The organism is Xenorhabdus sp. PB62.4 (assembly GCF_014467285.1).
Taxonomy (GTDB): domain Bacteria; phylum Pseudomonadota; class Gammaproteobacteria; order Enterobacterales; family Enterobacteriaceae; genus Xenorhabdus.
The window spans coordinates 244,722-265,343 of record NZ_NKHR01000004.1 but is presented as its reverse complement, the minus strand read 5'-3'; the positions used below and the strand labels follow the sequence as shown (position 1 = coordinate 265,343).

The following is a 20,622-nucleotide window of genomic DNA, read 5'->3' as shown; positions in this document are numbered from 1 at the left end:
TGCCATTGCATTGTAACTTGAAGCCTGTTACATAATTATCTCAATCATGTATGTTCCGGAGTTTTTTTAATGAAGGCAAGCGGTTTTATAGAAAACGGTTTTATAGAAATAGTATTACCAACTAATTATCACACGAAGGATTTTTTGGCCTTTCATCAAAGAGATGAAATGGAAGTTTCTGAAATTGTGCAACAGAATAAAATTAAAAAGGGAATGGTCTGGCAGGAAAACCCGGCTCTCCTGACAATAGCCCTTGAAAAGAATAAAGCACGTATACAGCTTGATATTGATGGCGATGGGGATCTTTGTTCAGATGAAGCATTATCTGCGCTGGCTTCACACATGTTGGGGTTGAAGCAACCTGTCGAATTGTTTGAATCCCTATATCATGATCATCCTGTTATTGGCGATTTGGTTACCAGACAAACGGGCTTACGCATTTATCAGTCAGCCACGCCTTTTGAAGCACTGAGTTGGGCAATCATTGGCCAACAGATCAGCGTAAGTGCAGCAATTTCTATTCGACGGCGTTTTATTCAGGCAATCGGCATTCAGCATTCTTCAGGATTATTGTGCCATCCGACTCATAAACAGGTTATTCAGTGTTCTGAACAGGATCTGCGTCAATGTGGTTTTTCCGTAGGTAAAGCTAATGCCTTGCTGAATGTTTGTCAGCTTATCGATTCTGGCGCGTTGGTGTTGAATATTCCAGAGGGGGAAAATGCAATCAACTGTCTGAAGGATAATTTACTTGCCATCAAAGGCATCGGCATGTGGACAGTTAATTATGCTTTGCTGCGAGGGCTTAATTATCTGAATGGTTCACTGCATGGTGATGTTGCGGTAAGGCGTAATCTCCAATATTTGCTTAAGCAAGAAGATAAAGTGGATGCTGCTCAGGCAGAAGAATGGCTGGCAGGTTTTTCGCCTTGGAAGGCTCTGGTAGGCGCACATTTATGGCGACAACAGTCCAGTAGTGGGTATTAATTAATACCATTTCAAACCCTTGTAAGGCGTTTTTCTTAAAGCATCAAGTCGGCTTGCAAGTGAACCAACGTGGATTTCAAGTTGATGCCCATCAGGATCAAGCAGATAAATGGATTCTCCTTCACTGCGATTTTCTTTCCATTGTTGTATACCCGCAGCCAGTATTTTCTCTTTGAAAGCAGGAAAATCACTAGCCGAAATGCTAAAGGCGATGTGGGTATAATCCCTTGCAGGTTTGGCTTCATCACAAGAAAGGCAGAGCCACAGTTCTTTAAGGCTTAGGTAAGCGCCATTTTGCCAACGTACATGTGGCGTAAAACCAAGCTGATTAATGTAGAAATTCAGGCTGCGTTCAAGGTTTGCTGTGGCAAGTGTCAGGTGATTAAGTCCTGTCAGCATGAATATTTATCCTTTGGGAAAATAATCGATCTTAATAACCAATATCAGGATGTTAAAAAAAGCTCGTTTAATAAGCAAGTTTTGTTTATAGATGAGCATCCTGAATATAGATGAAATGTTATTGTTTCTTTTGCTTAAATGATATTTCCATTCATTGAGAGGTTTTGACCAAGTTACTTAAAATAGAGGCCGGGTTTCAGGTTGAATCAGCAAATTGAGATGAGTAAACAATATTGATGATGACCCGCTATAATGATCGGGATTTTCATAAGTAAGAGAATATGCGGTGACAGAAATATATACGGTAAACGAAAACTATAGTGATGAATATTGGATGCGTCGAGCAATAGAATTAGCAATGCAGGCACAAGAAAAAGGTGAGATTCCTGTAGGTGCTATATTGGTAGCAGATAATGAAATTATTGCCGAAGGCTTTAATCATCCGATTACCGATCATGATCCTACCGCACATGCAGAAATCATAGCCCTGCGGCGTGGTGGTATGCAATTGCAGAACTATCGTCTATTGAATACGACACTGTATGTCACTCTGGAACCTTGTGTAATGTGCGCAGGGGCAATGGTACACAGCCGGATACAACGGTTGGTTTATGGTGCCAGCGATATGAAAACGGGAGCTGTCGGATCATTGATTGATATATTGCGTCACCCGGGCATGAATCATCAGATTGACATCACTGGCGGTGTATTGGCGCAAGAGTGCTCTACGATGTTGAGTGCGTTTTTCAAACAACGTAGGGAGCAACATAAGGCACTGAAGAAGTTGAAAGCCCAACAACAAGAAATGCCATAGTCAGTGATGATTAACGACCTGTTATGGCTGGACTACCTTCCCAGATTGCGCCGGAGTTTTTTCCTCCGGCGTTTTTTCCTCCGGCGTTTTTTCATGGGATTCAGCTTTGGTGTTTTCCGCTTTATCATTACCTGTTTTCATAATTTCTGCATCATTACTGTCGGTTTTACCATTTTCAGGTTGAGGCTCGCTGATTGTGGTTGTATTCACCAGAATTTCATCTCTCTCTGCTTTCTCACGGTTAGCTTTTGCTTGCAGATACCCTTCCAGACTCAAATAGTAACGCCGGATATTTTCCACATAGCGATAAGCTTCATAGCCGCGAGCATAACCATACGTTGTATTGGTATAGTATTTTTTCTTGCTTAGCAGGGGCAGGCGTTTTTTAACATCCAACCAACTGTCAGGGTTACCTTTTTGTACAGCAGTTAATTTCCTGACATCAAGCACATGTCCATACCCCATATTATAAGCGGCGAGGGCGAACCAGATACGTTCATCTTCCGGAATAGTTATTGGCAACCGATCCATCAAATAGTGCAAATAGGACATTCCACCTTTCACACTCTCTTCCGGATCTAGCCGATCGTGAACACCCGCCCATTCCGCTGTCGGGCGAGTGAGCATCATCAGGCCACGGACGCCAGTGGGCGATGTTGCCTGAGGGTCCCAATGCGATTCTTGCCATGCAATAGATGCCACTAATTGCCAATCAAGTGAACCGGCATATTTTTCAAAAATTGGCTGATATGTCGGTAATGTTGTATTGATAGCGCGAATAAATGAAATGGTATCGAAATAGTCGAACGAACCGACATGACTGAAATACTTTTCTTGCAGCCGCGACATAATGCCGTTTTCAGCCAACATGCTGAAAAAATCAAGCATGGCTGAATAGAGACTATAATCATCATTTCGTCTTAAATACCAAGTCAGGGGACGTTCTTCACTGACATCAAAAGCAACGGCTAAATTGGGATGAATACGCTGTTGCAGGGCTAAGCTGATTGAATCGCTGATTGTATAGTCGATTATCCCCTCGGAAACTTGTTCAAGTAATTGCTGAGCGTTTTCGTGTGACGTCTCTTGCCAAGTTAAATCAGGATAAGATTGCTCTTTCCATTTTCTTAGTTCGCTTGCATGGGTTGAGCCAGCGGTGACGATGAGAGTGCCTTTTAAATCATTAAACGAGCGTGGGCGCGTTGTCCCTTTACGATAAACTAGCTGTTGTAAGACTGATGCGTAGGCAGGGCCCGTGCGTGTTTGATCCAGCCTATCTCTATTATAGATAAGGCTTGCAGCCAAAAAATCGGCTTTATCATTTTCTAAGTCGTCAAAAAGCTGGTTAATGTTGGTACGAAATTTAATGACAAGTTTAACACCCAGATAATCAGCAAACCGTTTGGCTAGTTCATAGTCGAATCCCGTGGGTTCATTTTTATTGTTAAGAGAAATCAGAGGAGAGGTAATGGTACTAACCCGAAGCTCTCCCCGTGCCAGAATTTTGTTTATCTGCTCCTGCTGTTTATTGGGCCAATTGATGTTCAGGCCAATGATGGCAGCAGAGAGGAGCGCGATAATAACGATAACAAAATAATTAATCTTTATATTACTCAAATAGTTATCTCTCGCCAGTGCGATTAGGCCCCGTGTGAAATATAAGATAATAGCATGGTCAAATTCCCAGTAATCGAGAATTTTGCGCAACAAAATTGGGATGTGCAACTTTATTAAATTAATTTAGAAGCTTTATTAAGTGTATTGTTAGGTTAATAAATGGTCACGCAAACGGTTTCGTCAGGGCGAACATTCCTCTATAATGTCTCGCGTTTCCCCCTGAGGCATCAGTCAGGCTTTGCTTCTAAGATGAGAGAACCTATTATTATGGAAATTCTGCGTGGCTCGCCCGCTTTATCAGCGTTTCGTATTACTAAGCTCCTTTCCCAGTGCCAAGATCAGCGGCTTCCTGTTACAGGCATTTATGCAGAATATGTGTATTTTGCAGATGTTAGCGCTCCAATTACAGGAGATGAACGGGAAAAATTAAATCGGCTATTAAAGTATGGTCCCTCTTTGGCTGAATATGAGCCGAAAGGTCAACTATTGTTAGTGACACCAAGGCCGGGAACAATATCTCCTTGGTCATCGAAAGCGACAGAAATTGTCCACAATTGTGGTCTAAACCAGATTGTCCGTTTAGAAAGGGGAATTGCCTATTATATTCAGGGTGCTGGTATGAATGCTGAGCAGGGGCAAGCGCTGTCAGCATTATTGCATGATCGCATGATGGAAAGTGTGTTCACGGAGTTTGAACAGGCTGATGCGCTGTTTTCCCAACAAAAACCTTCGCCATTGAAACAGATTGATGTCTTGCAATTGGGACGGACAGCACTGGAATCAGCAAATATTGAACTGGGTTTGGCTCTGGCTGCGGATGAAATTGATTATCTGGTGAGAGCGTTCCAGATGTTGGAACGTAATCCGACGGATGTTGAACTCTATATGTTTGCTCAGGCGAATTCTGAACACTGCCGCCACAAAATTTTCAATGCAGATTGGGTTATTGATGGTCAGGCCCAACCCAAGTCGCTGTTCAAAATGATCAAAAATACATTTGAACAGACACCAGATCATGTGCTCTCAGCTTATAAAGATAACGCTGCTGTGATGGAAGGCTCCCATATTGGTCGCTTTTTCCCTGATCCCGCAACGGGTATCTATGATTACCATCAAGAGCACGCTCATATCTTGATGAAAGTCGAAACCCATAACCATCCGACGGCAATTTCGCCCTGGCCTGGTGCTGCAACCGGCTCTGGCGGAGAAATTCGTGATGAAGGTGCAACAGGGCGAGGAGCCAAACCTAAAGCTGGATTGGTAGGATTCTCAGTCTCAAACCTGAAAATTCCCGGCTTTGAACAGCCGTGGGAAGAAGATTTCGGTAAGCCTGAACGTATAGTCAGTGCGTTGGATATCATGCTGGAAGGGCCATTGGGCGGTGCTGCGTTTAACAACGAGTTTGGTCGTCCGGCATTGTTGGGGTATTTCAGAACTTATGAAGAAAACGTGTACTCCCATAACGGTACAGAACTACGTGGTTATCACAAACCCATCATGCTGGCAGGGGGAATTGGAAATATTTGTGAAGAGCACGTCCAGAAAGGGGATATCCCAGTTGGCGCAAAATTAATTGTGTTGGGTGGGCCAAGCATGAATATCGGTTTGGGGGGCGGTGCTGCATCCTCAATGACATCGGGTCAATCTGATGCGGACTTAGATTTTGCCTCTGTGCAGCGTGATAATGCAGAGATGGAACGTCGTTGTCAGGAAGTGATTGATAGTTGCTGGCAGCGGGGGGAGAAAAATCCCATTCTGTTTATCCATGATGTAGGGGCTGGTGGCTTATCAAATGCTATGCCTGAATTAGTCAGTGATGGCGGCCGAGGCGGACGCTTTGAACTGCGTAACATTCTCAATGATGAACCGGGAATGAGCCCATTACAGTTATGGTGCAATGAATCTCAAGAGCGTTATGTTCTGGCGGTAGCCCCTGAGCAGCTTGCTCTGTTTGAAGAAATTTGCCGTCGGGAACGTGCTCCCTATGCTGTGATTGGGGAAGCAACAGAAGAACGACACCTTGTATTGAATGACAACCATTTTAATAATCAGCCAATCGATATGCCTTTGGATGTGCTGCTCGGCAAGACACCCAAAATGCTAAAAAATGTGCAGGTCTTGAAAGCACAAGGGCAACATTTAGATCGTAAAGGGATTGATCTTGCGGAAGCCGTAAAACGTGTTCTGCATTTACCGGCTGTTGCAGAGAAAACATTCCTGATTACGATTGGGGATCGCACCATAACAGGTATGGTTGCCCGTGATCAGATGGTTGGCCCGTGGCAAATCCCTGTGGCAGATTGTGCAGTGACTACTGCCAGTTTAGACAGCTATTACGGTGAAGCTATGTCAATGGGAGAGCGGGCACCGATTGCATTACTGGATTTTGCTGCCTCGGCACGTATGGCAGTTGGGGAAGCATTGACCAATATCGCTTCTGCGTATGTGCAGGATCTGAAACGAGTGAAATTATCGGCTAACTGGATGTCGGCATCAGGCCATGCAGGTGAAGACGCGGGTTTGTATGCTGCAGTGAAAGCGGTGGGGGAAGAGTTGTGTCCGGCGCTGGGATTGACCATTCCAGTGGGTAAGGATTCAATGTCAATGAAAACCCGTTGGAATCAAAACGGGGAAGAGCGTGAAATGACTTCACCACTTTCATTGGTTATCAGTGCGTTTGCCCGGGTGGAAGATGTTCGCCGCACAGTAACGCCAGAATTATCTACTGAAGATGACAACGCCCTTTTGTTAATCGATCTGGGACAAGGACAGAATGCACTGGGAGGAACCGCACTGGCTCAGGTTTATCGTCAGCTTGGCGATAAAACGGCGGATGTTCGCAGTGTCGAACAACTGCGTGGTTTCTTTAATGCAATTCAGCAACTGATTTCAGAACAAAAATTGTTGGCTTATCATGATCGTTCAGATGGTGGTTTGTTGGTGACATTGGCTGAAATGGCTTTTGCGGGCCATTGTGGATTGCATGTCGATCTCAGTGCATTTGATGAAGACATCTTGTCGGCATTGTTTAGCGAAGAATTGGGTGCAGTGATACAAATTCGCGAAACTGACAGAGAGCAGGTTGAAAATTTGTTGGCTGACTATGGCTTGCATGGCTGTGTACATTATTTGGGTAAAGCTCAGTCAGGCGATGATTTCATTATTTCCAGTAACAATATGGAGGTTTATCGCCAAAACCGCAGTACGTTGCGCTTATGGTGGGCAGAAACGACGTGGCAAATGCAGCGCCTGCGTGATAACCCAGAATGTGCTGATCAAGAACATCAGGCAAAACAGGATGAGAATGATCCCGGTTTGAATGTGAAATTGTCTTTTGATCCTGCTGAAGATATTGCGGCTTGTTACATCGCGAAAAAAATACGCCCGCGTGTTGCCGTATTGCGTGAACAAGGTGTTAACTCTCAGGTCGAAATGGCGGCTGCATTCCATCGTGCAGGGTTTGAGGCCGTGGATGTCCATATGAGTGATTTGTTGAGTGGACGCATCACATTGGATCAATTCCAGACACTGGTGGCTTGTGGTGGCTTCTCATATGGGGATGTACTTGGTGCGGGTGAAGGTTGGGCAAAATCCATTCTGTTTAATTCACGCGTGCGTGATGATTTTGCGAACTTTTTTGCAAGACCGGATACGTTGGCACTTGGCGTGTGTAACGGTTGCCAGATGATGTCTAATTTGCATGAACTGATTCCGGGGACAGAACACTGGCCGCGCTTTGTTCGTAACCGTTCAGAGCGCTATGAAGCGCGTTTTAGTTTAGTGGAAGTCATGGATAGCCCTTCGCTGTTCCTGAAAGATATGGCAGGTTCTCGCTTGCCGATTGCGGTTGCTCATGGTGAAGGTCAAGTGGAGTTCAGAAACAGCCTGAGCTTGGTGGAACTTGAAAAGCAGCAGCAAGTGGCATTGCGCTTTGTTGATAACTACGGTTCAGTGACAGAAAATTATCCTGCAAACCCGAATGGTTCTGTGAACGGGATCACGTCAGTAACTAACCTTGATGGGCGAGTCACGGTGATGATGCCTCATCCTGAAAGGGTATTCCGTACTGTCAGTAATTCCTGGCACCCTGAAGAATGGGGTGAAGATAGCCCATGGATGCGTATTTTCCGTAATGCACGCAAACAGTTAGGCTAATTTCTCTGGCAATTTCATTTTTCTCTGTAAAGGCTCTGAAAATTCATCAGGGCCTTTATTTCATCATCCTGAAAAATTAAAAGTATTTTGCCACTAATTTGATGTTATTAATGAGTTTTAAGGAAAACGTCTCCAAATGGCGACAATGGCTTTTATCAGTGTCTCAAATAGGTGACACTTAATTTATTGATATAAAAATAAAAATATTTACATGTGCTTAAGTGTCATAAATAGACGACAATAATACATGTCGGGCATTAGAAAACGTTGATAAAGAAATCCAAAGAATTTAGCTATTTTAAAATTTTTAATAAAATCAATAAATTAAAAATTATTTTGCAAGTTGGCATACAATGTGCATAATAACTGGCAGTTGCTCATTCAACTTTTTATGTCGGCCCGCAAATAGGTGGAAACATGCCACATAAGCCCAGAATGATGCCGAAGTAAGGTGCCTACCGTCCAACATCATGATACTCGCTTTCGGGCTTTATCAAACACAGGGCGACACGTGGAGTGAGGCACCACCTATCATGCTCATCAGGTAGCATGAAGGTTCCTCGCTGGCGGGATAGTAAATAAAGTTACTATCCCGCCGTCATTATTACAGGCGAATCCTGTCCATCGTGTTCATATATGTACCCACTGTATGCACCCATATAGTTCTCAGTTACCCATTATTTTCAACTAGTTGCAAAAAAGCAGAGAAAAAGTAACGTTATAATCTATCATCAGGCAGGCTTACCTCTTCCGCCTTATGTCGGTTAGCATTAATGTAATTGCAGGTTATGAGATGATTTCTTTGAAAAAATGGCGTTTATTTCCACGTTCGTTACGCCAACTGGTTGTAATGGCTTTCTGTCTGGTGCTATTACCACTCTTAGTGCTGGCTTATCAGGCTTATCAAAGCCTCGACCAGTTGAGTACTCAAGCTGCTGAAATTAGTCGTTCAACTTTATCGGATGCGCGTCGCAGTGAAGCGATGATTGGTTCTGCCCTTGAGATGGAGCGTAGTTACCGTCAATATTGTGTATTGGGCGATGCGCGGCTGGAAAGGCTCTATCAACGACAATACCGACAATATACAACTATGCTCGGTGATCAGATAGCCATGTTGGCTAATGCAGAGTATACGAAAAAGTTTAATGAGCTATTATCAGGTTTGACAAAAATTTCCTGTAGTAACGGCGTCCCGGAGCCTGCTGTATCTAAATTACTTGAAGAATTCTCTACTGCTAATAATCTTTTGGTACAGGAAACCCGAAATATCATTTTCAGTCGTGGTGAACAATTGCAAAAAGATATTGCAGAGAAAGGGCAACTTTTTGGTTGGCAAAGCCTTATCTTATTCCTGTTAAGTGCGTTTTTGATCGCGCTATTTACACGTATGATCATTGGGCCGGTGAAAGGCATTGAGCGGATGATTAATCGGTTAGGAAAAGGGCAATCATTGGAAAATGAGATTGAATCATTTAAAGGGCCACGGGAATTGCGATCGCTGGCACAGCGCATTATTTGGTTAAGTGAGCGGTTATCCTGGCTTGAATCTCAGCGCCATGAATTTTTACGTCATATTTCCCACGAACTGAAAACACCTTTAGCCAGTATGCGTGAAGGGACGGAGTTATTGGCAGATGAAGTCGCCGGGCCGCTGACCGCAGATCAAAGAGAAGTTGTCAGTATTCTGGACAGCAGCAGCAGGCATTTGCAACAGCTTATCGATCAATTACTCGAATATAACCGTAAACTGGCAGATGGCCCTGCTGAGCATCAGGTTGTGTCTTTAAAAGAGATTGTGAATAGTGTTGTGTTGTCACATCAACTGCCAGCTCGTGCGAAAAACATTAATACAGAAATTCAATTGCATATGGAGTATTGTTGGGCGGAACCTCATTTATTGAGAAAGGTGATTGATAATCTCTACTCCAATGCAGTGCACTATGGTGCTGAATCCGGTAACATTTGGATTTCCAGTCGGCAAACGGGGGAAAATCTTCAAATTGACATTGCCAACACAGGAACGCCTATCCCCGAATTAGAAAAAAGTATGATTTTTGAGCCATTTTATCAGGGGAAACTGCAAAGAAAAGGCGCTGTTAAAGGAAGTGGCCTTGGCTTAAGCATTGCGCAAGATTGTATTAAACAGATGAGGGGAGAGCTTCATCTGATAGAATCCGAATTTGCTGACGTATGTTTTCGAATTGAACTGCCATTAACCGCAGAGAACAGCTAAATAATATGTATAACCGGTTTACTTACCGCCTTATGACGAAGACGGGACAGCAAGATATTGTGACTCAGCCGATGAAAAAAACTGCTGTTATGCAGACTATTCTGGCACGCGCTTCAACCTTACGTTTCCGTGCCATGTTGTTATTGTTTATTCCCTATTTACTGACCGGGTGTGTGAAAACCACCGGAGCAGACAATCTGGCATCAATTGCACAGTCTATCCTGCCTGAACAACATGTTACAGATTATCGTCTTAAGGATTGTGATTCAATCTGGGATATAACAAAACCATCGGCAATGGAAAACGGGCTTTATTGGCTTAGAGTCATTGATTGTGCGGACCGCTTATCCTCAGTTGAAGCGCGTGAAATAGCGTACAACTTCAATACAACTGATTGGCATCAAACGTTCAAACAGAGTATCTTGATGAATAGAGCGGCTTCTACAATGGCTGAACGCCGGAAAATTGTAGAGAATCTTAATCGATATAGTACGCAGTTTCCCGTAGCCTTGCGGACACTCTTCCAATTGTGGCGTGAACAGCAATATTTGAGAATCAACCTCGCTGAAGAGAGGGTTAAGTTTCAGCGGTTCCAGCTTGACAGTGATAATAAAATTGATCGCTTGAAAGAAGCGCGAGCACGTTTAGAATATGAACTTCGTTCAATATCCCGCAAACTAGAAAATCTGACAGATATTGAACGCCAGCTTTCTTCCCGTAAACAAGGCCAAAGTAGTCTTGTCACTCCAAGTGGAACAGAACAAATGAAGGGCTCAGATACTTCATCCAATAAATTAGAGCAGGAAGATAAATCGGCAACGGATGAGGAAATGAAAAACCCGGAAGCTAATCCCCCAGCAGAAAAAGGAGCCGAATAATAATGACAGTACGCAATCCCGCCCATCTTCTTTTAGTTGATGATGATCCAGGCTTACTAAAACTATTGGGAATGCGTCTGACTAGCGAAGGGTTTCGTGTCACGACAGCCGAGAGTGGCCATGAAGGGTTGCGTATTCTGGTGAAAGATAAAATAGATCTGGTTATCAGCGACTTGCGAATGGATGAAATGGATGGTATGGCACTGTTTGCCGAAATTCAGAAACAGCATCCTGGTATGCCTGTCATTATTCTGACCGCTCACGGTTCTATCCCTGATGCAGTAGCAGCAACCCAGCAAGGCGTATTTAGTTTCCTGACCAAACCCGTTGACCGTGATGCACTTTATAAAGCTATTGATGACGCTCTGGAGCTGTCAACGCCAGCTATAGATGGACAATGGAGTGAGCAGATTGTCACGCGCAGCCCCTTGATGTTGCGTCTGTTGGAACAGGCAAAAATGGTGGCTCTGTCTGATGTCAGCGTTTTGATTAATGGGCAAAGCGGAACCGGTAAGGAAGTATTGGCTCAAGCCATCCATCGGGCAAGCCCCAGAGCGAAGAAACCTTTTATTGCCATTAACTGCGGTGCCTTACCTGAGCAGTTACTTGAATCTGAACTGTTTGGTCACGCCAAGGGGGCATTTACTGGTGCTGTCAGTAGCCGGGAAGGATTATTTTTAGCGGCTCAAGGTGGAACCTTATTTCTCGATGAGATCGGTGATATGCCGATGGCGCTGCAAGTTAAGTTATTGAGAGTTTTGCAGGAGCGAAAGGTTCGTCCATTAGGAAGTAACCGAGATATCGACATTGATGTCAGAATTATTTCTGCCACCCACCGTGACTTACCAAAAGCAATGCAGCGTAATGAGTTTCGTGAAGATCTCTATTACAGATTAAATGTCGTGAACCTGAAAATTCCTGCATTGAATGAACGTGCGGAAGATATTCCTTTATTGGCCAATCATCTGTTACGAGAATCAGCCAAGCGCCATAAACCCTTTGTGCGTAGTTTTTCCACTAATGCCATGAAATGTCTGGTGGCAGCAAGTTGGCCGGGCAATGTTCGTCAATTGGTTAACGTTATAGAACAATGTGTGGCGTTGACGATGGCTCCGGTTATTAGTGATGCTTTGGTTATGCAGGCATTGGAAGGAGAAAATACGGCGTTGCCGACATTTGTGGAAGCTCGTGGGCAGTTTGAACTGAATTATCTGCGCAAATTGTTGCAAATGACCAAAGGCAATGTGACCCATGCTGCCCGCATGGCAGGGCGTAACCGGACTGAATTTTATAAATTGCTGGCACGTCATGAGCTGGACGCTAACGATTTTAAGGAATAACTTTCCTGCTATTCCAGAAGTTCTTACACTGAATAGAAATTATCTATATTGACTGTCTTTAATTCTGAATAAGACAGAGAGATGAATTATGGCCTAGGAGAGCCACATTCTATGAGTCGTACTCTTAACATTGCTCTTGCCCAGTTAAACTGGCTGGTGGGAGACATTGAAGGCAACTGCGAGCGCATGTTGCAGACCATACAAGAACAGCAAGAAAAAGATGCTGATCTGGTTATGTTTTCTGAATTGGCGCTGTCTGGTTATTTTCCTGAAGATTTGCTGTTCCGCCCCGATTTACACCAGCGTTGTCGTGAGCAGTTGGTACGTTTGCAGGAAGCGAGTTCCCGGATTGGCATTTTGGTTGGGCATCCATGGCAACAAGATGGAAAACTCTACAATGCGCTTTCCTTATTTTGGAAAGGGGAAATTGTTGCCCGTTACTTCAAACAGCTACTGCCCAATTATGGTGTCTTTGATGAAGAGCGTTATTTCAAGGCTGGTGATCAAAGCTGTGTTATACCATTCAAGGGATATAACCTGGGCTTATTGATTTGTGAAGACTTATGGTTTGATGCGCCGATTAATGCTTTGAAACAAGCCGGTGCAGAAATGATCCTGTCGATTAATGCCTCTCCTTACAATCGTGAAAAGCCCAATATCCGCAGTACATTAATTAGAACCCACTGTCAGCGCATTCAACTCCCTATCATTTATCTCAATCAGGTAGGTGGGCAAGATCAGCTTATCTTTGATGGTTGTTCTAAAGTCTTTGATGCAAATGGTGAAATTACGCATCGTATGGCCGCCTTTGAAGAGCAGATCGAACAGTGCCGCTTCAATGACATGAAAATTGAACCCATGGCAAACCCCATTCCCCAATTGCCGCCACTTGCACAAATCTATAAGGCACTGGTTCTCTCTGTGCGTGATTATGTGCGGAAAAATGGCTTCAAAGGTGCGTTGCTTGGTTTATCTGGCGGGATTGATTCTGGTCTGACTTTGGCGATTGCTGTGGATGCCTTGGGTAAAGATCATGTGCAGGCAGTCATGATGCCATTCCGTTATACCTCAGAAATGAGCATTCATGATGCCAGAGAACAGGCGGAGTTACTGGGTGTTGAATTCGACATAGCATCCATAGAACCCATGTTTGATGCTTTCATGGCACAGCTTGAACCGATGTTCGCCGGAACTGAAAAAGATACGACAGAAGAAAATTTGCAGGCCCGTTGCCGTGCCGTTATTTTGATGGCGATATCGAACAAACGTCATCGCTTGGTGCTGACGACCAGCAACAAGAGTGAATCCGCAGTCGGTTATTCAACCCTGTATGGCGATATGGCAGGGGGCTTTAATGCTTTGAAAGATGTTCCTAAAACTATGGTATTTGCATTGGCTAAATACCGTAATACAGTATCTCCGGCTATTCCTCAGCGTGTGATTGATCGCCCACCTTCTGCGGAATTAGCACCGGATCAACTGGATCAGGACAGCTTGCCTCCCTATGACATGCTGGATGCTATTCTTGAAGGGTATGTCGAAAAAGACAAATCAGTCGCTGACTTGGTTGCTGAAGGTTTTGACGAAGCCATTGTTCGCAAGGTGATCCGGCTGGTGGATATCAATGAATATAAACGCCGTCAGGCACCTATCGGCCCACGCATTACACAACGTGATTTTGGCAAAGACCGGCGCTACCCGATTACTTCTGGTTTCGGGCGTAAGAACTGGTAATAACAGGAAAACTTCATGAAAAAGATTGATGCAATTATCAAACCTTTCAAGCTGGATGATGTGCGTGAAGCTCTGGCTGAAGTGGGTATCACGGGTATGACTGTGACAGAAGTAAAAGGATTTGGTCGTCAGAAAGGGCACACTGAACTGTATCGCGGTGCAGAATATATGGTGGATTTTCTGCCAAAAGTCAAAATAGAAATTGTCGTACCGGATGATATTGTTGATACCTGTGTCGAGACAATCATGCAAATTGCACAGACCGGCAAAATCGGCGATGGTAAAATTTTTGTTTTCGATGTTGCCCGTGTGGTACGTATCCGAACTGGTGAACAGGACGAAGAAGCAATTTAGCTCGAATTCTGGATAAGGAATTGACGAAGTGCCTGTTCCAAGAGCAAAGTTTTGGTGAACGCCAAAAATCGCTCTGGGGAGGAAAATGAGATGGCCTCTCCCACCCTATAGCAGTAAATTGACAGTGTGTTTTTCTTTTAGAAGAGGCCATCTCATTACACGCCCTAACGAAATACAAATTGGGTAGTATGTTTCGTAAAGGACAATACCCACAAGAACTGGGATACCTAATTTCATCCGTGGCCTTTCTTTATCAACTATAGCAGAATCAATATAATCAGGCATATTGAACATGCACCATAAAAAGTTCATCAATTGAACATCTTTCTCGTCTTCTTATCGCTTTGACTTCAGTCCATTTCGGTTCGATGGGATTCAAATCCGGACTGTAAGGTGGTAACCATTCCAGTTGGCATCCATGGTCTGCTATCACTTTTATCGTGTCTTGGCGTTTATGGAAGGGAGCATTATCCATCACAATTACTGCCCCACCTGGGAGCTTTGGCAGCAAATCTTGTGTCATCCAGGCATGAAAGACATCCGCATTAATGTTTCCAGAAAATAAGCTTAAGGTCACGAAGGTCTTTTTGAGGATGGCGCCTATGACATTAATGCGGCCTTTAGCCTGCCAATCGTGTGTACCGAAGCAGCGCAGCCCTTTTGCCGAATAACCGTGTGTACGGGGCATCGACTGCGCAAAACCGCTTTCATCCAGATAAATAATCGGTTTGCCTGTGTGTTCATGGTCGCAAATGCGCTCAATAAACGCCTGACGAACCTGAACGTCAGCGTTGGGATGTTTGAGTGTTTTTTTTTTGAACGTAATATTGAGTCGTTTCAACGCGTAATGAATAGCCGACTGTGAGACACCCAAGCGTTTTGCTCTTTCCCATTGATAGTCATCAGGGAAATGTTGAACATCAGCGATAAGGGCCTCATCACTTGTAATCGGTGTCTTGGTGGTGTAGAGCTTGGCAAACGCCACCTTACTGTAGGTATCGACAAACGTCTGTTGGTAAATCCGGCCTACGCCTTTCAACGTCCCCCCATAGAACGTATCTTGTGACTCCAGATAACCGGGGTGGGCAGTGTCGATTTCACCGCAGGCCTCATCATCCTGTTTCTTTCTCTCCAGTGCCACCACTTGGGCTTCCGTCAGGCTGATCCCGGTCTCAGCAACGTGTTTTTCAAGGGCCCGTAAGCGCTTTTTAAAGTTTTCCAGATCGTGCCTGAGCCAAATGGAGCGCACCCCACTGGGTGAGACAAATATCCCTATTTTACGCAGCTCATTACTCGTTCTCACTTGTCCATGTGCCGGGTAATCAATCGCGTATTTAACAACAGCTTGTTACGTTTCCGGATCGCCCCTGTTTTTGAGATTGGGTGTTCTTCTATTCTGGTTGATGAGTGCCACAATACCTCCGGTTTCAACCAATTCTTGATAACGGTAAAACGTGTCTCGTGATACCCCCATCACTTTGCACGCTTGGGAGACGTTGCCCAGTTCCTTGGCAAGATTGAGAAGACCCGCTTTGTGTTTAATAATGGGATTGCTAGTATGTAGCATGAGAGTTACCTCGTAGTTTCTTTGATTTCAGATTCAGCACCTTTAATCAAAGCGGGTAACTCTCTTCTTTTCAAACCGAAGTGTCAGATCTCATCTGAACTAATACAGCTGAGTAAAAATCAATCACCTCATCTTCACTTGTACTTTCTTTGTTAATGCGACAGAACCGTTCAAATTCATCTCCTATACCCAAAGAAGTAGCAAATAAGCTAAGAGGAAAAAAATTCAGTTCATTTAATAAATTTAGGCAGGCTATATGGACCGAAGTTGGAAAAGTTCCTAAATTAATGAGCCAAATCAAATCAAAAAACAATAAAAAGGTGATTTCAAACGGTAGATCACCATTTGCCCGAAAAAAAGATCAGGTTGGTGGACGGAAAAGGCTTGAATTACATCATGTTGAAGAAATTCAACATGGCGGTGAAGTCTATAATGTTGACAACCTACGAGTGGTCACCCCGAAAAACCATATTAAAATTCATTCGAAATAACAGAGATTGACTTATGAGCAAAAATAAACTTGAAGATTATACTGAAACTGAATTTTTGGCCTTTGTAACAAAAATTTGTAACGCCGATTATGATACGGAACAACAAGAAGATGAGGATGTCTCCGAGTTCGAACGCCTGACTCAACATCCTGACGGGAGTGATTTGATTTATTATCCAGAAGAGGGAGATGATGACTCCCCAGAAGGTATTCTGGCTCGTGTTAAAAAATGGCGTACAGAGAACCAATTGCCAGTATTTAAGAAGTAAAAACCTCTATATACACAGCCCCCGTATAGGGGGCTAACATTTCTGAGTAATCAGGATGCCAATATTGGTCAGCACACAGCCCCCGTATAGGGGGCTAACATACTCATCTTCTTTCCTTTTCTGGGAGGAGTCTTGTAAAAAAAAAGCTACTTTTTACCTAGGGCGTGTAATGAGATGGCCTCTCCCACCCTATAGCAGTAAATTGACAGTGTGTTTTTCTTTTAGAAGAGGCCATCATCATGAATCTATGGTCACTCCCATTTTTGCAATACTGAAATTGAAAATATGTTGGCTTGCTTAAATCTATCCGGCGGCTCAATGAGCAAGTGTACTCGCGCCTTAATGAGTTCTGCGCCTGACGAATCTAACAACACGCTCGGCTTCACTGAGCCATTGACGTTTACAGGTTTTTCATCAGGCCGATAGGCCGTTTATGTCATCAATAATTAGGCTTCGCAAAACCAGATAGGTCACTATTATTTTCCCTATTTATTCAAAAACACGATTGCTTGCCAGAATCACCTTATTTATTCAAACACCGCTTTTTTTGTTAATATCGCCCAGGCGATCCGAGCCAGTTTATTGGCCAACGCGCAGGCCACAACGCAAGAGTGCTTTCGTGTTAGCTGTTTTTTGACCCACTCAGCCAGTTTTCCTGACTGATAAGCCAGTTTCTGTATATAAACCCGGGCACACTGAACCAGCAACTTTCTCAGTTGTTTATTGCCTCGTTTGCTGATACCTAAGAGCGTATTACGCCCTCCCGTACTGTATTGTCTCGGCACTAGTCCCGTCGAGGCTGCAAATTCCCGGCCGCGAGCATATTGTTTCCCGTCACCTAACAATGAGGCCAGCATGCTGGCCGTGATGGGGCCGATCGACGGAATAGTTAGCAATCGCTGAGCACCCTCATCTTGTTTAATTGCAATATTAATTTCTTGTTCAATCTCGCTAATTTGTTCAACCAGATACAGGTAATGGGCGTGTAGGCGTTGGAGCAATTGCACCAGATAGGGCGGTAATTCATTTTCAGCGATGACCTCAGATAACCGTTTTATCACCGCGATCCCTTTGGGCATGCTGATCCCAAATTCCAGCAAGAAAGCGTGCATCTGGTTAGTGGTTTTCACTTTATCACCCACCAGAGATTCCCGGACACGATGTAATGCCCGCATAATTTGCTGGTTTTCCGTACGAGGCTGGACAAAGCGCATGGAAGGCCGAGAGGCGGCTTCACAAATAGCCTCGGCATCAATGAAATCGTTTTTGTTGCTTTTGACAAACGGCCGGACAAACTGCGGTGAAATCAATTTAGTCTCATGGCCTAAGGCTGCGATTTTTCGCGCCATGAAATGTGCACCGGCACAAGCCTCCATAACGACGGTGGCGCAGGGAGTCACATTCAGAAACTCAAGAAGCTTGGTTCGGGTCATTTTCTTACGATAAAGCGCTTTTCCATTTTTATCCTGACAGTGCAGGTGGAAAGTATGTTTACCGAGATCAATACCAATAAGTGCTGTACTGTTCATGATGATGGCCTCTTCTAAAAGAAAAACACACTGTCAATTTACTGCTATAGGGTGGGAGAGGCCATCTCATTACACGCTTGATTTCATATTCCATCGCAAAATGTCAACAGTCCTTAACAAAATGACTATACTTGACATTGTTAAAAATAAAATAACGACATGAAAATCATTCTGAGATTAAAAACACCGCAACTATTATATTTGAGTGTTTACATTACACATAATCTTATGAAAACAGTACTTTCAATCCTATAACTCCCAAAAAAGTCATCAACAAAAAAAAGGATTGTCTGGATGTCAATGGCGAGAAACGTTTATGCTTTGTAAGGGTGCACAAAACAACTGCCAGCAAGATGAGAGCTGCCGTTGAAGATGGTAACTCCTTGAGGTGAGATACAATTAAGCTGCTCATCGATAATCCTCACCATTACCAAAACTAAATGTAATTCTCTGCCTTCGTTCATCCCTTTGACCGCCCATTGCAATCATTTGCTCTACAAGGGAATTAACTGATACATCTGTAAATGAGTGACCGTTCGAACTATATCGTTCACGTTTTCCATTTGGATGCGTAAAATTTTCAATTAACCCTTCATTACTAAATCGGCTGAATGATACTGTTCCATGATAATCAGACTGCGAAAGTGAGCTGAGAATAAATCGAACAAAACCAATACAGTAGGCTACAAACCAAGGTCTTTTGAATAAGCGTTCATACCTGTGCTTTTCTGGATAGAGATAGCTTTCCAGCTCCGTACAGTCATAATCAAGCTTTTTCCCTTCCACATGTAGATAGCCATACATTTGAAAGCCAAACCATGGGAAGTTGATATGAGGGTTTATGGTTCTTCTTGCTCTCTTACTTTTCGCCATTCTTTTTGCCAAAAGCACCAAACATCTGTCTGATTTATCGAGAACATCGAACCAAGATACAGGTGAAGGTTGCCCCCAGTATTCAGCATCAAAAAGCAAATTATATAATTGAACAACATCCAGATCATTCATCTTTGCGATGCGATTATTTTCGATTGCCTCGGTTATTGTTCCTGGTATAGCTTCCAGTTCAGCTAATTGAAGGTATTCCTCAGAAGAAATTTTGTCCCGATATGCCTGAAGTACCTCACGCATTTCATTGAGTCTTAGTTGCTCCTGTTCCGTTGCTCTCCGATTAATTAATTCTCCCCAACTGGAGCAACGAAAGAAATAAGCAACCATTTCTTGAGCATGACCAAGAGAAACTCGACAATGGTTCCTAAGAAATCTTGCTTGCTGACGAAGCTGCTCTACAGAAGACAGATGATGAGATGTAGCATTATCGATTTTCAGACGTGAGAGCATGATCTTTTCCTTTTATAATACTCTGAGGCCTGTAAGCACAGAGCAATTAAAAGAAAATGCCCTAAAAATTGATAAAACAGCACAAAGCGCGAAGGCGAGTTTGTCTACAGGCAGACAGGTTTGCGCGAACCTTGAAAAGGAATGTAGAACATACCTCTCTTCCCGTCAATAGATGACTACTTCACAATTAGGGCAAACGGGTCTAAATTGAACAGTTAGTTCAGCGATGTGCCTTCAGTACATAAAGGTAGGAACATCGATGGTCGTTTGTGATTTACAATCCGTTTTCTGTCAATGATGCCCCATAAAGAGAACCCGTTAATTCTTTTGCTAATTCGTGGACAGGTTCCCGATCATCCACATTACCCGAGGTGACTTTAAGTGCCAGAATTTCGCCCTGATGGTTAAAAATCAAGTGTAATTTGAAACCGTAAAACCATCCCATTGAGGTTCTTCCTCGTTTGGCTACCCCGTCAAACACCTTATGGCGGGGAATACGGATGTTATGACACACGCGCAGCTCGTGGAATCAATAAACGCAATTCCCGTGGGTTTCCCTTTTAATTGAGTCAGATAACTGCACAGTGGTACCAAAACGGAAGGCGCGACACTGACAAAACGAGTATAACTGAGCAGGGTTGGAAAATCGTTATGGTGATATTTCCAACTATGCGCCAGATAAAAATGTTTGAAATCACGGTAATGCGACATATGAAAGAGGATCAGGATGGTCATGATTTCACTGGGATACATATGACCTTGTCTGCGGCGCAGGCGATACCCCTTATTGAGACAAAACTGCTCCCATTGAGGAATGAAAAAACGACAAAAGTCATCGACATCGCAGAAAATTTCAACTAATTTGTTCTTTGCTCTTGGAACAGGTACTTCGTCAATTTCTTATCCAGAATTCAGGTT

At 43.7% G+C, this 20,622-nt stretch carries 14 protein-coding genes and 3 pseudogenes; 10 read left to right on the top strand and 7 right to left on the bottom strand.

Features of this window, described 5'->3' with window-relative positions:
• Positions 1-168 precede the first annotated feature (168 nt).
• Positions 169-987: a DNA-3-methyladenine glycosylase gene (locus Xenpb_RS05955; RefSeq protein ID WP_255523035.1), complete on the top strand. Its 819-nt coding sequence runs from the start codon at positions 169-171 to the stop codon at positions 985-987.
• Here the strand turns inward: Xenpb_RS05955 and fos are convergent, their stop codons facing one another.
• Positions 988-1,386, bottom strand: a complete 399-nt coding sequence (gene fos, locus Xenpb_RS05950; RefSeq protein WP_187653491.1) for a fosfomycin resistance glutathione transferase — start codon at positions 1,384-1,386, stop codon at positions 988-990.
• Between the two features lie 286 nt (positions 1,387-1,672).
• On the opposite strand from fos, the gene tadA reads away from it, so the two are divergent.
• On the top strand, positions 1,673-2,200 hold the full coding sequence (gene tadA / locus Xenpb_RS05945) for a tRNA adenosine(34) deaminase TadA (protein ID WP_187653490.1): 528 nt from the start codon (positions 1,673-1,675) through the stop codon (positions 2,198-2,200).
• Positions 2,201-2,221: 21 nt separating this feature from the next.
• Here the strand turns inward: tadA and mltF are convergent, their stop codons facing one another.
• Entirely contained in the window at positions 2,222-3,817 is a 1,596-nt protein-coding gene (mltF, locus tag Xenpb_RS05940; protein ID WP_187653489.1) for a membrane-bound lytic murein transglycosylase MltF, read from the bottom strand.
• Between the two features lie 267 nt (positions 3,818-4,084).
• On the opposite strand from mltF, the gene purL reads away from it, so the two are divergent.
• The 6 genes from purL (at position 4,085) to glnB (ending at position 14,511) form a co-directional block, all read left to right on the top strand.
• Positions 4,085-7,972, top strand: coding sequence for a phosphoribosylformylglycinamidine synthase (gene purL / locus Xenpb_RS05935; protein ID WP_187653488.1), 3,888 nt, complete (start codon positions 4,085-4,087; stop codon positions 7,970-7,972).
• Positions 7,973-8,765: 793 nt separating this feature from the next.
• On the top strand, positions 8,766-10,205 hold the full coding sequence (locus Xenpb_RS05930) for a HAMP domain-containing sensor histidine kinase (protein WP_187653487.1): 1,440 nt from the start codon (positions 8,766-8,768) through the stop codon (positions 10,203-10,205).
• A gap of 5 nt (positions 10,206-10,210) precedes the next feature.
• A complete protein-coding gene (gene qseG, locus Xenpb_RS05925) occupies positions 10,211-11,083 on the top strand; it encodes a two-component system QseEF-associated lipoprotein QseG (protein ID WP_255523034.1) in 873 nt (290 codons plus the stop codon).
• Positions 11,084-11,085: 2 nt separating this feature from the next.
• Positions 11,086-12,423 carry a two-component system response regulator GlrR gene (glrR, locus tag Xenpb_RS05920; protein WP_099113771.1) on the top strand — a complete coding sequence of 446 codons (1,338 nt, stop codon included), beginning with the start codon at positions 11,086-11,088 and terminating at the stop codon, positions 12,421-12,423.
• 111 nt (positions 12,424-12,534) lie between these two features.
• Positions 12,535-14,157 carry an NAD+ synthase gene (locus tag Xenpb_RS05915; protein ID WP_187653486.1) on the top strand — a complete coding sequence of 541 codons (1,623 nt, stop codon included), beginning with the start codon at positions 12,535-12,537 and terminating at the stop codon, positions 14,155-14,157.
• Positions 14,158-14,172: 15 nt separating this feature from the next.
• The gene (gene glnB, locus Xenpb_RS05910; RefSeq protein ID WP_045958055.1) at positions 14,173-14,511 is read left to right on the top strand and encodes a nitrogen regulatory protein P-II; all 339 of its coding nucleotides are present in this window, start codon (positions 14,173-14,175) and stop codon (positions 14,509-14,511) included.
• Positions 14,512-14,788: 277 nt separating this feature from the next.
• On the opposite strand, the pseudogene Xenpb_RS05905 reads toward glnB, so the two are convergent.
• Both Xenpb_RS05905 and Xenpb_RS05900 read right to left on the bottom strand, forming a co-directional pair.
• Positions 14,789-15,451 (bottom strand): annotated as a pseudogene (locus Xenpb_RS05905) (IS630 family transposase); the annotation flags it as partial.
• A pseudogene (locus Xenpb_RS05900) lies at positions 15,452-16,078 on the bottom strand (helix-turn-helix domain-containing protein); the annotation flags it as partial.
• Between the two features lie 155 nt (positions 16,079-16,233).
• Between Xenpb_RS05900 and Xenpb_RS05895 the strand changes: the two are divergent.
• Positions 16,234-16,569, top strand: coding sequence for an HNH endonuclease signature motif containing protein (locus Xenpb_RS05895; RefSeq protein WP_187653485.1), 336 nt, complete (start codon positions 16,234-16,236; stop codon positions 16,567-16,569).
• 13 nt (positions 16,570-16,582) lie between these two features.
• Positions 16,583-16,837 carry a bacteriocin immunity protein gene (locus Xenpb_RS05890; protein WP_187653484.1) on the top strand — a complete coding sequence of 85 codons (255 nt, stop codon included), beginning with the start codon at positions 16,583-16,585 and terminating at the stop codon, positions 16,835-16,837.
• A 527-nt stretch (positions 16,838-17,364) separates the two neighbouring features.
• Here Xenpb_RS05890 and Xenpb_RS05885 read toward each other — a convergent pair.
• From Xenpb_RS05885 to Xenpb_RS05875, 3 genes and pseudogenes are all read right to left on the bottom strand, one after another.
• Entirely contained in the window at positions 17,365-18,366 is a 1,002-nt protein-coding gene (locus tag Xenpb_RS05885; RefSeq protein ID WP_187653483.1) for an IS110 family transposase, read from the bottom strand.
• A gap of 408 nt (positions 18,367-18,774) precedes the next feature.
• On the bottom strand, positions 18,775-19,704 hold the full coding sequence (locus Xenpb_RS05880; RefSeq protein ID WP_187653482.1) for a hypothetical protein: 930 nt from the start codon (positions 19,702-19,704) through the stop codon (positions 18,775-18,777).
• Positions 19,705-20,005: 301 nt separating this feature from the next.
• Positions 20,006-20,601, bottom strand: a pseudogene (locus Xenpb_RS05875) (IS982 family transposase); the annotation flags it as partial.
• Positions 20,602-20,622: the final 21 nt, after the last annotated feature.

Coding starts and splice junctions, on each gene's coding strand:
- Xenpb_RS05930 (WP_187653487.1), top strand. CDS start 8,766: ATGATTTCTTTGAAAAAATGGCGTTTATTTCCACGTTCGTTACGCCAA.
- fos (WP_187653491.1), bottom strand. CDS start 1,386: ATGCTGACAGGACTTAATCACCTGACACTTGCCACAGCAAACCTTGAA.
- Xenpb_RS05955 (WP_255523035.1), top strand. CDS start 169: ATGGAAGTTTCTGAAATTGTGCAACAGAATAAAATTAAAAAGGGAATG.
- purL (WP_187653488.1), top strand. CDS start 4,085: ATGGAAATTCTGCGTGGCTCGCCCGCTTTATCAGCGTTTCGTATTACT.
- Xenpb_RS05885 (WP_187653483.1), bottom strand. CDS start 18,366: ATGAACAGTACAGCACTTATTGGTATTGATCTCGGTAAACATACTTTC.
- Xenpb_RS05890 (WP_187653484.1), top strand. CDS start 16,583: ATGAGCAAAAATAAACTTGAAGATTATACTGAAACTGAATTTTTGGCC.
- Xenpb_RS05915 (WP_187653486.1), top strand. CDS start 12,535: ATGAGTCGTACTCTTAACATTGCTCTTGCCCAGTTAAACTGGCTGGTG.
- glnB (WP_045958055.1), top strand. CDS start 14,173: ATGAAAAAGATTGATGCAATTATCAAACCTTTCAAGCTGGATGATGTG.
- Xenpb_RS05880 (WP_187653482.1), bottom strand. CDS start 19,704: ATGCTCTCACGTCTGAAAATCGATAATGCTACATCTCATCATCTGTCT.
- Xenpb_RS05895 (WP_187653485.1), top strand. CDS start 16,234: ATGCGACAGAACCGTTCAAATTCATCTCCTATACCCAAAGAAGTAGCA.
- qseG (WP_255523034.1), top strand. CDS start 10,211: ATGTATAACCGGTTTACTTACCGCCTTATGACGAAGACGGGACAGCAA.
- glrR (WP_099113771.1), top strand. CDS start 11,086: ATGACAGTACGCAATCCCGCCCATCTTCTTTTAGTTGATGATGATCCA.